The sequence below is a fragment of the uncultured Sphingomonas sp. genome (genome assembly GCF_946477935.1).
Taxonomy (GTDB): domain Bacteria; phylum Pseudomonadota; class Alphaproteobacteria; order Sphingomonadales; family Sphingomonadaceae; genus Sphingomonas.
In genome coordinates, this window is the sequence record NZ_CAMLAC010000008.1 from 1 (window position 1) to 12,450 (window position 12,450).

Annotated in this window: 14 protein-coding genes and 1 tRNA gene; 7 read left to right on the forward strand and 8 right to left on the reverse strand. The window is 67.3% G+C overall.

The genetic code is table 11. The annotated features are described in order from the left end of the window. Positions 1–73: 73 nt before the first annotated feature. From Q0U08_RS01885 to Q0U08_RS01900, 4 genes are read right to left on the reverse strand one after another with little or no spacing between them, the layout of a single operon-like run. On the reverse strand, positions 74–1,102 hold the full coding sequence (locus Q0U08_RS01885) for an alanine racemase (RefSeq protein WP_298089453.1): 1,029 nt from the start codon (positions 1,100–1,102) through the stop codon (positions 74–76). 37 nt (positions 1,103–1,139) lie between these two features. Beyond that, complete coding sequence (gene mmsB / locus Q0U08_RS01890) at positions 1,140–2,018, reverse strand: 3-hydroxyisobutyrate dehydrogenase (protein ID WP_298089407.1); 879 nt, start codon at positions 2,016–2,018, stop codon at positions 1,140–1,142. Between the two features lie 48 nt (positions 2,019–2,066). Beyond that, positions 2,067–2,843 (reverse strand): enoyl-CoA hydratase, encoded by a 777-nt coding sequence (locus Q0U08_RS01895; protein WP_298089408.1) that lies wholly within the window; start codon positions 2,841–2,843, stop codon positions 2,067–2,069. 13 nt (positions 2,844–2,856) lie between these two features. Then, positions 2,857–3,900 carry an enoyl-CoA hydratase/isomerase family protein gene (locus tag Q0U08_RS01900; RefSeq protein ID WP_298089410.1) on the reverse strand — a complete coding sequence of 348 codons (1,044 nt, stop codon included), beginning with the start codon at positions 3,898–3,900 and terminating at the stop codon, positions 2,857–2,859. Between the two features lie 154 nt (positions 3,901–4,054). Here Q0U08_RS01900 and Q0U08_RS01905 point away from each other — a divergent pair, with 154 nt between their 5' ends. Together Q0U08_RS01905 and Q0U08_RS01910 are read left to right on the forward strand one after the other, a co-directional pair. After that, a complete protein-coding gene (locus Q0U08_RS01905) occupies positions 4,055–4,930 on the forward strand; it encodes a dienelactone hydrolase family protein (protein WP_298089411.1) in 876 nt (291 codons plus the stop codon). A gap of 47 nt (positions 4,931–4,977) precedes the next feature. After that, on the forward strand, positions 4,978–5,607 hold the full coding sequence (locus Q0U08_RS01910; protein ID WP_298089412.1) for a glutathione S-transferase family protein: 630 nt from the start codon (positions 4,978–4,980) through the stop codon (positions 5,605–5,607). A gap of 7 nt (positions 5,608–5,614) precedes the next feature. On the opposite strand, the gene Q0U08_RS01915 is transcribed toward Q0U08_RS01910, so the two are convergent. The 3 genes from Q0U08_RS01915 to Q0U08_RS01925 form a co-directional block, all read right to left on the reverse strand. Beyond that, positions 5,615–5,845, reverse strand: coding sequence for a DUF1289 domain-containing protein (locus Q0U08_RS01915; RefSeq protein ID WP_298089413.1), 231 nt, complete (start codon positions 5,843–5,845; stop codon positions 5,615–5,617). Positions 5,846–5,863: 18 nt separating this feature from the next. Further along, on the reverse strand, positions 5,864–7,246 hold the full coding sequence (locus tag Q0U08_RS01920) for a DEAD/DEAH box helicase (RefSeq protein WP_298089414.1): 1,383 nt from the start codon (positions 7,244–7,246) through the stop codon (positions 5,864–5,866). A gap of 112 nt (positions 7,247–7,358) precedes the next feature. Beyond that, a complete protein-coding gene (locus Q0U08_RS01925) occupies positions 7,359–7,799 on the reverse strand; it encodes a hypothetical protein (protein WP_298089415.1) in 441 nt (146 codons plus the stop codon). A 67-nt stretch (positions 7,800–7,866) separates the two neighbouring features. Here Q0U08_RS01925 and Q0U08_RS01930 point away from each other — a divergent pair, with 67 nt between their 5' ends. The 3 genes from Q0U08_RS01930 to Q0U08_RS01940 are packed head-to-tail and all read left to right on the forward strand — an operon-like array spanning position 7,867 to position 10,754. Next, positions 7,867–9,312, forward strand: coding sequence for an FAD-binding oxidoreductase (locus Q0U08_RS01930; RefSeq protein WP_298089416.1), 1,446 nt, complete (start codon positions 7,867–7,869; stop codon positions 9,310–9,312). Between the two features lie 56 nt (positions 9,313–9,368). Further along, a complete protein-coding gene (locus Q0U08_RS01935; protein ID WP_298089417.1) occupies positions 9,369–10,142 on the forward strand; it encodes a SapC family protein in 774 nt (257 codons plus the stop codon). A gap of 30 nt (positions 10,143–10,172) precedes the next feature. Then, positions 10,173–10,754, forward strand: coding sequence for a cytochrome b (locus Q0U08_RS01940; RefSeq protein WP_298089419.1), 582 nt, complete (start codon positions 10,173–10,175; stop codon positions 10,752–10,754). A gap of 136 nt (positions 10,755–10,890) precedes the next feature. Here the strand turns inward: Q0U08_RS01940 and Q0U08_RS01945 are convergent, their stop codons facing one another. Then, positions 10,891–11,724 carry an N-formylglutamate amidohydrolase gene (locus Q0U08_RS01945; RefSeq protein WP_298089455.1) on the reverse strand — a complete coding sequence of 278 codons (834 nt, stop codon included), beginning with the start codon at positions 11,722–11,724 and terminating at the stop codon, positions 10,891–10,893. Positions 11,725–11,856: 132 nt separating this feature from the next. Between Q0U08_RS01945 and cpdR the strand changes: the two genes are divergently transcribed. Then, positions 11,857–12,234, forward strand: coding sequence for a cell cycle two-component system response regulator CpdR (cpdR, locus tag Q0U08_RS01950; RefSeq protein ID WP_298089421.1), 378 nt, complete (start codon positions 11,857–11,859; stop codon positions 12,232–12,234). A gap of 44 nt (positions 12,235–12,278) precedes the next feature. Beyond that, positions 12,279–12,353: transfer RNA gene (locus Q0U08_RS01955), tRNA-Val, on the forward strand. Positions 12,354–12,450: the final 97 nt, after the last annotated feature.

Here is a 12,450-nt window from a genome sequence, read left to right on the forward strand (position 1 = left end):
CAGGAGTGAAATGGCTGGCGACGCGCTGGATACGCGCGCGTCCCTTTGACGTCTGGCAGGGGCCGGAAGCAGCCTAACGCCAGAGCCGCTCAGCGCGGCGCCCCCACCCGGTCAGCAGCTCATATTGCGAGACGCCCGATGCCTGCGAGGCCGCCGGCAGCGCGTAGTCGATCTCCAACCAGTCCCCTTCGGCCAGATGCGGACAGGCCGATACGTCGATCGCCACCAGATCCATCGACACCCGGCCCAGTTCGGGCAGCACCACATCGTCGTGCCTGGCCGCGCCCACGCCCGAAAAGGCACGGCGATAGCCATCGGCATAGCCCAGGTTGATGATCGCCACCTCCGTCTCGCCCGGGGCGATCCAGGTCGCGTTATATCCCACCGCTTCGCCCATCCGGACGCAGCGGCGCTGAAGGATCTGCGCTTGCGGATACACCACCTGCCGGATCAGCCCGCCCATCTTGGCACGCGGCACCCCGCCATACAGCGCCAGGCCCGGCCGTGTCAGGTCGAACGCATAGTCCTCGCCCAGCCCGATGCCCGCCGAATTGGCCAGGCTCAAACGCCGGGCCGCCGTCATGCCCCTGAGCGCCGCGAAACGCTGCCGCTGCGCCTCATTCATCGCGCTGTCCTCGTCCGCGCAGGCGAGATGGCTCATCAGCGTCTCGATTGTCAGCCCGTCCAGCAGGCCGCCCGCAATCGCCTCGGCGGATACACCCAGCCGGTTCATGCCGGTATCGACCATCACGTCGCAGGCACCACCCCCGGCACCGCGCCAGCGGACGACCTGCGCTTCCGTATTGAGCACCGGCCTCGCAAAGCCGCCACGCGCGGCCTCCATGTCCTCCGCCCGTACCCCGTGCAGTACCGAGAGGGTCAGCCCCAGCGGCGCCAGCGCCTGCGCCTCGGCCCAGGTGGCAACGAAGAAGTCGCGGCACCCTGCCGCTGCCAGTCGCCGGGCGACCTCGGTCGAACCCAGGCCATAGCCATTCGCCTTCACCGCTGCACCGCACGCAGCCGCGCCGCTCATCCGGTCAAGCTGTCGCCAGTTGTGAACCAGCGCGTCTCCATCGAGACGCAGGCGAAGGGGCGCGGGGATTTCGATCACCCGTCGTCCCTTACGCCGCTCGCCCGCGTCAGGCCAAGGTGCGAATGATCCCGGAGAAATCGGTGGTGGCCTGCCCGTCGCGCTCGACGAACGCTTCGTAAAGTTCGGTGGCACGCGCGCCCATCGGCACCGGCGCCCCCGCCTCGCCCGCCGCGGCCATGGCCAGCCGCAGGTCCTTCAGCATCAGCGCGGCAGCGAATCCGCCCTGGAAATCCCGATCGGCCGGACTGACCGGGCCGACCCCGGCAACCGGGCAATAGGTCGTCATCGACCAGCTCTGCCCCGACGACACGCTGGCGATATCGTAGAATGTCTGGGCATCGACACCCAGCCGGTCGGCCAGTGCAAAGGCCTCGCACGTTGCGATCATCGTCGCGCCCAAGATCATGTTGTTGCACATCTTGGCGGCCTGCCCCGCGCCGCTCGCTCCTGCATGGATCACCGCCTTGCCCATCGCGTCCAGGATTGGCTGCGCGGCGGCGAATGCCTGCTCGGTGCCGCCCACCATGAAGGTCAGCGTGCCGCCGGTCGCCGCGGCGATCCCGCCCGACACCGGCGCATCGACCGCCAGGAAGCCCCGGTCGACCGCGATCTCCGCCAGCCGCCGCGCTGTCGCCACGTCGATCGTCGAACAGTCGATCAACACGGCGCCCGCGCCGGCATGCGGTAGCACCGCCTCGGTATAGACACGCTCGACATGGCTGCCGGCGGGCAGCATGGTGACGATCGCCTCCGCCCCGTCGACCGCCTCTGCGGCGCTCTCCGCGGCCAGGCACCCGGCCTCGCCGGCCCGTGCCAGCGCATCGGCTGACAGGTCGAACGCGCGGACGTCATGCCCGGCCTTGGCCAGATTCGCGGCCATGCCGCCGCCCATATTGCCCAGTCCGATAAAGGCGATGCGTGCCATTGCTAAAGCTCCTCTCCAGATCCCCCGCTGTGCGGGTGGATGTACGTGTCAGCGGCCCTGCCAGTTGCCGGGGCGTTTCTCCACAAAGGCGGTCATCCCTTCCTTCTGGTCGGCGGTGCCGAACAGACCGTGGAACAGCCGGCGCTCGAACTGCACGCCCTGGGTCAGCCCCATGTCGAAGGCGGCGTTGACCATCTCCTTGTTCGCCTTGACCGCCAGCGGTGCCATGCCGGCGATGGTGGCGGCGGTCTTCACCGCCTCCTCGACCAGATCGGCGGCGGGAACGATCCGCGCGACCAGGCCGGCACGCTCGGCCTCCTCGGCATCCATCATCCGGCCCGTCAGGCACATCTCCATCGCCTTGGCCTTGCCCACCGCATGCGCCAGCCGCTGCGATCCGCCCATGCCGGGGGTCACCGCCAGCTTGATCTCGGGCTGACCGAATTTGGCGGTGTCGGCGGCCAGAATGAAATCGCACATCATCGCCAGCTCGCACCCGCCACCCAGCGCATACCCCGCCACCGCCGCGATCACCGGCTTGCGCGTCCGCGTGAACACGTCCCACCCGGCAAAATGATCGCTGCCATACATGGCGGCGAAATCCATCGCCTGCATCTCCTTGATGTCGGCGCCGGCCGCGAATGCCTTTGCACTGCCGGTGATGACGGCGCAGCCCTGGCTGTCATCGGCATCAAAGGCGCGCATCGCCGCCAGCAGGTCGGCCAATATCTGGGCATTGAGCGCGTTGAGCGCTTCCGGCCGGTTCAGCGTCACCAGCGTGACGGCGCCACGCTGCTCGACGATAAGGGTCTGGTATTGGGACATGGGCGATACTCCGTCAGGCGGGGGTCCATGCCTCTGCCGGGGGCAGCGGCGCGAAGATCTGGTCGATCACATGGTCGGTCACGGCATCGGGCGTGGCGGGATTCCAGCGCGGCGCATGATCCTTGTCGACGATCACCGCGCGCACGCCCTCCAGAAAGTCGTGCCGCTGCACCACCCGCGTCGCCACCGCATATTCCTGCACCATCTCGTCGGCGAAACTCGCCATGTCGGCACCACTGCGCAGCAGCCGCAGCGAGACCTTCATCGCCTGGGGCGACTTGGTCGCCAGCGTATCGCGCTGCTGCTGCGCCCATTCGCCGCCGTCCGCCTCCAGCGCCGCCAGTATCTCCTCCAGCGTGTCCGCGGCGAACAGCCGGTCGATATCGTCGCGATGCGCCAGGATCGCCGCCTCCGGCGCGGGCACCGCCAGATCGGACAGGATCGCGTCCAGCGCATTCGGATCGGCCAGGATATGCCGCTTGGCCTCGTCCAGATCGGCTGCGGGCACATAATGGGTGGCGATGCCCAACGCGCAGCATTCCGCACCGTTCAGCCGGTGCCCGGTCAGCGCCAGAAACTGGCCGATCCGCCCCGGCAGGCGCGACAGATACCAGCCCGCCCCGACATCCGGGAACAGCCCGATCCCGGTTTCGGGCATGGCAAGGCGCGTATTCTCCGTCGCGATCCGCTTGCTGCACGGAAGCGCCACGCCGACGCCGCCGCCCATGGTGATGCCGTCCATCACCGCGACGATCGGCTTGGCATAGGTGAACAGCCGGTGGTTCATCCGATACTCGGTATGGAAGAACGCCCGCGCCGCCGCGCCGTCCCCGGCACCGCTCTCGCTGAGCAGCCGGATGTCGCCGCCTGCGCAAAAGCCCCTGCCCTCGGCATGGTCAATCAGTACCGCACGGATGCTGGCATCGCCGCGCCAGTCCTCCAGCGCGTCCAATATGCCCTGGCACATCTCGGCGTTCAGCGCGTGAAGGGCCTTGGGCCGGTTCAGTCGCAGGCGGCCGACGGCGCCGCTTGTCTGGGCGATCAGGTCGGTGGTCATGCGGACGCTGCTACTCCTCTCATGGTCTTTCCCCGTCCAACGCCCGATCTAGGGTCGGTATCATCGGCCGGGGAAACAATCTTGCGCTCCCTTGGCACAGATGGTCGCGCTGCGTAACCTCCGCCGATCACGCACCGCATCACGGGAGTGCCGCATGACCGATCTTCGCGACCGCGCCGTCCAGATCTACGACGCCTTCACGCACGAGCATCATGACCGCCGCACGCTGCTGCGCCAGATGACGCTGCTCGCCGGATCGGCGGCTGCGGCAGAGGCGCTGATCCTGTCGATCGCCGCCAGCCCTGCCGCCGCGGCGCAGATCGATCCCAGGGATCCGCGCCTCGTCACCGATCGTAGCGTCGGCGCGGAAGGCGGCGCCCCCTCGATCGCCTACTTCGCCGCCCCCCGCCAACCCAGGGCGAAACTCGGCTACGTCCTCGTCATCCACGAAAACCGCGGACTGACCCCGCACATCCAGGACGTCGCGCGCCGGCTCGCCCTGGCCGGCTTCCGCGTAATCGCCCCCGACTTCCTCGCACCGCAAGGCGGCACCCCCGCCGACGAGGACAAGGCCCGCGCGCTGATCGGCACGCTCGACTATGATCTTGCGCTGAAACAGGCTCGCGCCTTTATCGCGCGCGCAGCGACGCAGCGAACCGGCACGGGCAAGGTCGGCGCCGTCGGCTTTTGCTGGGGCGGCGCGTTCGTGAACCGGCTGGCGGTCGCGGCGGGACCAGCCCTGGCCGCCGGCGTCGCCTATTACGGTCCTGCGCCCGATCCGGCGGAGGCTGTGCGCGTGTCTGCACCGCTGATGCTGCATTATGCCGGCAAGGATGCGCGGGTGAACGCAACCGGCGAACCCTGGGTCGCGGCGTTGAAGGCCGCCGGCAAATCGGTAGAGGCGTTCACCTATCCGGGCGTAGACCATGCGTTCAATAACGACACGTCCGCGCAGCGTTATGACGCGCAGGCGGCACGGCTGGCCTGGGACCGGACGACGCGGTTCCTGCACGCCCGGCTTGACCGATAACGGCTGGAATGTTCCACTCTTGTTCCACCGAATCAGGAGCAGAAGCAATGGCCGCCGATCTCACGCTCTACACCAACCCCATGTCGCGGGGGCGTATCGCCCGGTGGATGCTCGAGGAGGTCGGTGCGCCCTATGACACGGTGGTGCTGGACTACGGCACGACGATGAAGGACGAGGCTTACCGCGCGATCAACCCGATGATGAAGGTACCGGCGATCGTCCACAAAGGCGCGGTGGTGACCGAGGTGGCGGCGATCTGCGCCTATCTGGCGGATGCCTTCCCACAGGCCGCGCTGGCGCCCGCACCGGCGGAGCGCGCCGATTATTACCGGTGGCTGTTCTTCGGTGCCGGTCCGCTGGAGGCAGCGATCACCAATCGTTCGCTGGGTGTCGAGCCGGATGCGCAGCAGCAGCAGATGGCCGGTTACGGCACGCTCGACCTGACCGCGGGGACACTGGAGTCGATGCTGAAGGACCGGGACTATATTGCCGGCAGCCGCTTCAGCGCGGCCGACGTGTATGTCGGGTCGGGTCTGATGTGGTACACCGAGTTCGGCCTGCTGCCCAAATCGGCCCCCTTCATGGCCTATATCGGCCGGCTCGCGGACCGACCGGCCCACCGCCGCGCGACCGAGATCGACGATGCCCTGATGCCGGCAAAGGCCGACGCCGGCTGAGATCGTATCAGGATGCCTTCACGCGAGCGGCCAACGCCGCCTTGCGTGGGGGCAGCGTGGCCAGAATCGCCCGGCGTTCCTCCGCCGGCTTGGCGCTCCAGTTCGAGATTTCGCGGATCGTTCGCGCGCATCCCACGCACCACCCGGTATCGCGGTCCATCCGGCATATATTGACGCACGGCGAAGCGAGGCTGACCGGCTGCGGCGCGGTGAAGCTGATGATGTCGTCCAGCGGCACGAAACGCCTCGAAATCGCCTAACGGTTGAGCGAGACCATCAGGAATTCCGGAATCGGCCCGTTCCAACCGACATCGGGTCCATCATCGCGGTCATCGCGGCGCGGACGACGATCACGCCGCTCGTCACGCGGCGGGCGCCGGTCTTCCCGCTCGCGATAGCCAGGCGCCTCTGCTGCAGGACGCTCGTTTTCCGTCGGCCGATCGTCGCGCACCGGACGCTCTTCGCGAACAGGCCGCTCACGCCGGGCGCGGCGCGGGCGATCCTCTTCCTCGGCGGCTGCCGGCAGGTCGAGCGGCGCGATCTTCTGGCCGGTCAGCTTTTCGATGTTGGCGATGTTCTCGGCATCGTCGGGCGTCACGAAGGTGAAGGCGATGCCCGTCGCGCCGCCGCGACCGGTACGGCCGATGCGGTGGACATAATCGTCCGGATGCCATGGCGCATCGAAATTGATGACATGGCTGACACCCTTGATGTCCAGTCCGCGTGCCGCGACGTCGGAGGCGACCAGGATGTTGATGTCACCGCGCTTGAACAGGTCCAGCTCGGCGAGCCGCTGCGGCTGCTCCATGTCGCCATGGATTTCGCCGGAGCGGAAGCCGTGCCGCTTCAGCGACTTGTTCAGCTCGCGCACCGTCGTCTTGCGGTTGCAGAAGATGATCGCGGTACGCATCCCCTCCTGCTGCAGCACCTGGCGCAAACGCTTGCGCTTCTCGGACGCTTGCGCTGCGACCGGTACTACCCACTGGGTGATGTTTGCATTGGTGGTCGCCGCGCGCGCGACCTCGATCGTCTTCGGGTTTTCCAGGAACTTGTCGGCCAGCTTCTTGATCGGCGGCGGCATCGTCGCGGAAAAGAGCAAGGTCTGGCGCTGCTTGGGCAGCTTGGTGCAGATGTCCTCGATATCGGGAATGAACCCCATGTCGAGCATCCGGTCCGCCTCGTCGATGACCAGCATCGAACAGCCGGTGAGCAGGATATTGCCGCGCCCGAACAGGTCCATCAACCGGCCCGGCGTCGCGATCAACACGTCGACGCCCTTTTCCAGCGCCTTGATCTGGTCGCCCATCGACACGCCGCCGATCAGCAACGCCATGGAAAGCTTGTGGTTTGCGCCGTACTTCTCGAAATTCTCGGCGACCTGCGCGGCCAGCTCGCGCGTCGGCTCCAGGATCAGCGAGCGCGGCATGCGTGCCCGGCTGCGTCCTTGTGCCAGGATGTCGATCATCGGCAGCACGAACGACGCCGTCTTGCCCGTCCCCGTCTGGGCGATGCCGATAATGTCGCGCATCATCAGCACCGAGGGGATGGCGGACGCCTGGATCGGCGTCGGCTCGGTATAACCCGCATCCGTCACCGTTTTCAGAAGTTCGTCGGAAAGGCCGAGATCGGCAAAGCTCATGCAGGGGTCCGGAAATAATGGCGCTGGGGGACGACACGGCCCCATGCACACGTTCGTCGCCCGCTCGCGGATTTCAGCCGATTTGTCAAGCTTTGCTGCCGTGCGGCACGGCTCACTTGGCGGGCACGAGCGTCCGGAACCGGTCGATCTCGCAGGCCGCACCCGATCGCATCCGGATCGCGTCCCGATCGGCACAGACACGCCCGTCCGGCGCCGGACGCAGATAGAAGCCGGAATAGAAATCAAGCTGCCGGCATTCCCCGCTCAACTTGGCGCGCACCCTGTTGCCCCCCGCCAATACCAGGTCGACCGAACCCGCCTCGCTGACCAGCGCTCCGGCCAGTGCCGAAGCCGCTATGCATTTCGGCCCCTTGCGCTCCTTCCACTTGGTTGGCGCCATCGGCTGGCGCGCAGCCATGGCGACACGCGGCACGCGCACCACGATACGCTCGCGCACCGTCATCTGCGTCACCCGCACATGCGGACCATCCGCCGCCCCGATCAGGGCGGGCGTCGCAAGCGCGGCGAGAAGGCGAATCGGCGGTCGAATCATGACAGGAAGCCCCCGCATAAGCCCGATCGTTGAACGTCTCATGAACTTCACCTAAGCCCCGGCCGTCATGACCCCTGCGCAAACCAGCCTGATCGACGCACTCCGCCCGCTGCTGGATTCCGGGTCGATCATTACCGATCGTGACGCCGTCAGCCCGTGGGAAACCGACTGGCGCCGCCGTTTCCATGGCCATGCGCCCGCGATCCTTGCCCCGACCACGCGTGAGGAGGTTGCGGCGATCCTGGCCGCTGCAACGGCGCACGGCGTGCCGCTCGTCCCGCAAGGCGGCAACAGCTCGATGGTCGGTGGCGCGACGCCCCCGGCGGACGGCAGCGCGCTGATCCTGTCCCTGCGCCGGATGAACCGTATCCGCCACATCGATCCTGCCGCCGGGCTGGCCGTGGTCGAAGCCGGTGTGATCCTGGCCGATCTTCACGACGCAGCGCTCGCGAAAGGCCGCCGCTTTCCGCTGACCCTCGGCGCGCGCGGCAGTGCCACGATCGGGGGGCTGGTTTCGACCAATGCGGGGGGGACGCAGGTTCTGCGGTTCGGGACGATGCGCGGACTGGTCGCCGGGGTGGAGGCGGTGCTACCGGACGGGTCGATCCATAACGGGCTGTCGGCACTGAAGAAGGATAATCGCGGCTACGATCTCAACCAGTTGTTGATCGGAGCGGAGGGGACGCTGGGCATCGTCACCGCCGCGACGCTGCATCTCGTTCCCGCGATCGCGCAGGCCGCGACCGCCTGGGTCGGCGTGGCGAGCCCGGCGGACGGGCTGGCGCTGCTCCGCCGCCTTCAGGCCGCGACCGACGCGATCGAAAGTTTCGAGATCATGCCCGCCGAAACCCTGGCGGCGGCCGTTGCGCATGTCCCCGGCGCCCGCCCGCCTCTGGCCGGTCAGCACGCCTGGCATGTGCTGATCGAGGCGACTGCCGCCGACCACCAGGGGGAGGCGCCGTCGCATCTGCTGGAGACACTGCTCGGCCGCGCGCTCGAGGCCAATGTCATCGCCGATGCGGTGATCGCCGCCAGCGAGGCGCAGGCGCAAGCATTCTGGCGGCTGCGCGACTCGCTGTCCGATGCGGAACGCGCGCTGGGGCCGGCGACGCAGCACGACCTGTCCGTCCCCGTCGAGGCGATGCCACGCTTCATGATCGAGGCGGCCGCGGCCTGCGATGCGCGCTTCCCCGGCACCCATGCGTCGGGCTTCGGCCATCTGGGCGACGGCAACATCCATTTTCACGTCCGCAGCGCCCCCGGTACCGATCGGGCGCTATTCTATGCGGAGCAGGCACCAGCGATCACCCGGTTCGTCCACGATCTGGTGGTAGCCTGGGGCGGGTCGATCTCGGCCGAACACGGCATCGGCCAGATGAAGCGCGACGAACTGGCCCGGCTGTCGCCCGCGCGTGCCGCGACGCTGGCGGCGATTAAGCGCGCGATCGACCCGGCCGGGCTGCTGAACCCCGGCAAACTGGTCGCGCTTGCGCCTGCGCCCAAGGCCCCATAGACACCGGCGAGCCGCGCGCGGCTCGCCGCCGCCGTTTCATCTTCTGGAGAGTTTTCATGGCCAGCGCGCCGTCGCTTCCGCTTTTCTACAATGGGCTCGAACCGCTTTCGAGCGAGGTGCATGCCAATTACAAGGTGCGCCCGCAGGATACCGCGCCCTTCCTGGTCGGCCAGCACGCGATCCCCGTGACCGTGGACGAGTTCCCGCTGGTACAGCGCTTCATGCCGATCGTCTTCTCGGTCGGGCCGGAGGCGATCCCGCTGGCGCTGATGGGCCTGAACGAAGGCGTGAACGTCTTCGTCGATGAGGACGGCAAGCTGAACGAGACCAGCTTCTACGTTCCCGCCTATGTCCGCCGTTATCCGTACATGCTGGCCCGTCTGCGCCCCGAGGCGGAGGAGCTGTCGCTGTGCTTTGACCCGACCTCGCCGACGATCGGTGCGTTCGACGAGGGCGAGGCACTGTTCGAGGGCAACCAGCCGTCGCAGTTGACGCAGAACATCCTGCAATTCGCCGAGTCGTTCGAGCAGGCGGGTGCCCGCACGCAGAACTTCATGAAGGAACTGCAGGAAATGGACCTGCTGATGGATGGCGAAGTCTCCATCCAGCCGGACGGTGCGGCCCAGCCCTTCGTCTATCGCGGCTTCCAGATGATCAATGAAGAGAAGCTGGTCGACATGCGCGGCGATCAGTTGCGCAAGATGAGCCAGTCGGGCATGCTGCCGCTGCTTTATGCACATCTGTTCTCGCTGTCCCTGATGCGCGACATCTTCGCGCGCCAGGTGCAACAGGGCAAGCAGCCGCAGCCGCAATTCCAGCCTGCCCAGTAAAGGCGGGTCTACCGGATAAGGACATCGAAGATGCCGATCGCCAGATTCAGTCGCTACTCCACGGTCGCGATTGGATTTCATTGGACGATCGCTGCACTGGTGATCGCCAATCTGGCGATCGGCTTCTTCCACGATGCGCTGGCCGGCACGCTTCCCGGCGGCGGCATGCCGATGCACAAGGCGATCGGCATGACCGTCCTTGCCCTGTCGATCGCGCGCGTCGCCTGGCGGATGAGCCACCGCCCGCCGCCCCTGCCCGCCGATACCGCCGGATGGGAAAAGGGCATGGCCCATGCCACGCACTGGACGCTGTACCTGCTGCTGCTCGCCCTGCCCCTCACCGGCTGGCTGATGGTCTCGGGTGCGGAGATGCGCCGGCCGCTCACCTGGTTCGGCCTGTTCGACATGCCCTATCTGCCCGTCGGTACGCAGGCGGGCGCCCTAGGCGGCGGCGCGCATGGGCTGCTGGGGCTAACCATGGCCGCGCTGGTCGCGCTCCACATCGCGGCTGCGCTGCGCCATCACCTGATCCTGCGCGACGATATCATGGCCCGCATGGTGCCGGCGTTGATGCGTGACGGAAAAATGACGGATGGTGTGCGGCGGGGTTGAACCAAAAGCCGGCTCGCCTATTTATACCCTGTACGACGCCGTGTCCCCCCTTTCGCGGTGTCGTATGACACGCTTTCAGCGTGTCTCCTCCCTGAACCTTGGCCACCTCGCGCATCGATGCGCGGGGTGGTTTTTTTTATTCGGCGGCCATCGGGAGAGCGGCCGACAAGGCCTCGTCCGCCAGCGCGGACAACAGGCGCGCGACGAGCGCCACGGTTTCGCCGAACCCCGAACCCGGCTGGTCCAGTGCGGCGTCCAGATACAGGCTGCGATCCAGTTCCAGTTGAATGGCATGGATGCCGCGCGGTGGCGCGCCATGCCGCTCCAGGACATGGGCGCCGGCATAGGGCGTGTTCACCGCCACCGGAATGCCGAAGCGCCGTATCTCGGCCTCGGCCCGTGCCATGAAGCGTGCGCCGGCCGCCTTGCCGAACCGGTCGCCGAGCACGATGCGCGCGGCACCCTCGCCCCCAAGCGGCGGCATCGAGTGCAGATCGAGCAGCACCGCCACACCAAAGCGCGCGCGCGCCGCCGCCAGCAGTTCGGCAAGCGCGGCATGATAGGGCCGGTGATCCCCCTCGATGCGCGCGCGCACCTCCGCATCGGAGAAGCGCCGCCGCCACAGGTCTCCCGCGGCAGTGGTCCGCCGCGGAACCAGTCCCAGCCCGCTGCGCAACTTGGCCGAGGCGCGCGGCTGCGTGCTCCAGTCCGCGCCCGCATCCACCTTCGGATCGCGTTCCTGCTCGCTGCGGTTCAGGTCGATCCAGGCGCGCGGCGCCCTTTGGATCAGCGTCGGCTGCGTGTCGCGCGCCGCGCGCGCCACCATGTCGACGAAACGATCTTCCAGCAGGTGCAGGGCCGCAGGCGGTACGCGCAGTGCATCGACCAGTGCGGGCGGATAGTCGCGCCCGGCATGGGGCACCGACAGGATCACCGGCCCCCCGCGCACCGCGCCCCGATCGCCCGGCATCGCATCAAGGCGCTCGAAGGAAGGGCTCGCCATCGTCTCCCACGCTAGGCGCGACCGTACGCTGCCGCAATCGCTCTGGAATTATTAAGGGCCCCTCCCCTAAGAGGGACGCAGTTACACCGGGGCCCAATGATGATCCGAATCCTGCTGGCCGAAGACGACCAGATCATGCGCGAATATCTGACCCGCGCGCTTCAGAAGTCGGGCTATGCGGTCACCGCGGTGGATCGCGGTACCGCCGCCATCCCGCTGTTGCAGACCGAACGGTTCGACCTGCTGCTGACCGACATCGTGATGCCGGAGATGGACGGCATCGAACTGGCCCAGCGCGCGGGCGAAATGGTGCCGGATCTGCGCGTGATGTTCATCACCGGCTTTGCCGCGGTCACGCTGAAGGCCGGCCAGGCGATGCCCAATGCCCGCGTCCTGTCCAAGCCCTTCCACCTGCGCGACCTGGTGATGGAGGTGGACCGGCTTTTTGAACATGATCATGCCGGCGGTACGATTTAGGGCTTGCGCACCCGAAACACCCCGGCTAATGCGCCACCTCCGGCGGGCGTGTAGCTCAGTGGTAGAGCACTGTGTTGACATCGCAGGGGTCGCAAGTTCAATCCTTGCCACGCCCACCACTTAAAAAGCCTCGGATGTCTTCGGACTTCCGGGGCTTTTTAGTGTCTCCGAAAGCCTGCAGTCCGCGTCTTTGGTAAAATGTGGACCGGATTGCTC

Bases quoted from the DNA above. Each gene is read 5' to 3' on its own strand.
- mmsB (WP_298089407.1), bottom strand. From the start codon at position 2,018: ATGGCACGCATCGCCTTTATCGGACTGGGCAATATGGGCGGCGGCATG.
- Q0U08_RS01895 (WP_298089408.1), bottom strand. From the start codon at position 2,843: ATGTCCCAATACCAGACCCTTATCGTCGAGCAGCGTGGCGCCGTCACG.
- Q0U08_RS01900 (WP_298089410.1), bottom strand. From the start codon at position 3,900: ATGACCACCGACCTGATCGCCCAGACAAGCGGCGCCGTCGGCCGCCTG.
- Q0U08_RS01905 (WP_298089411.1), top strand. From the start codon at position 4,055: ATGACCGATCTTCGCGACCGCGCCGTCCAGATCTACGACGCCTTCACG.
- Q0U08_RS01910 (WP_298089412.1), top strand. From the start codon at position 4,978: ATGGCCGCCGATCTCACGCTCTACACCAACCCCATGTCGCGGGGGCGT.
- Q0U08_RS01920 (WP_298089414.1), bottom strand. From the start codon at position 7,246: ATGAGCTTTGCCGATCTCGGCCTTTCCGACGAACTTCTGAAAACGGTG.
- Q0U08_RS01925 (WP_298089415.1), bottom strand. From the start codon at position 7,799: ATGATTCGACCGCCGATTCGCCTTCTCGCCGCGCTTGCGACGCCCGCC.
- Q0U08_RS01930 (WP_298089416.1), top strand. From the start codon at position 7,867: ATGACCCCTGCGCAAACCAGCCTGATCGACGCACTCCGCCCGCTGCTG.
- Q0U08_RS01935 (WP_298089417.1), top strand. From the start codon at position 9,369: ATGGCCAGCGCGCCGTCGCTTCCGCTTTTCTACAATGGGCTCGAACCG.
- Q0U08_RS01940 (WP_298089419.1), top strand. From the start codon at position 10,173: ATGCCGATCGCCAGATTCAGTCGCTACTCCACGGTCGCGATTGGATTT.
- Q0U08_RS01945 (WP_298089455.1), bottom strand. From the start codon at position 11,724: ATGCCGGGCGATCGGGGCGCGGTGCGCGGGGGGCCGGTGATCCTGTCG.
- cpdR (WP_298089421.1), top strand. From the start codon at position 11,857: ATGATCCGAATCCTGCTGGCCGAAGACGACCAGATCATGCGCGAATAT.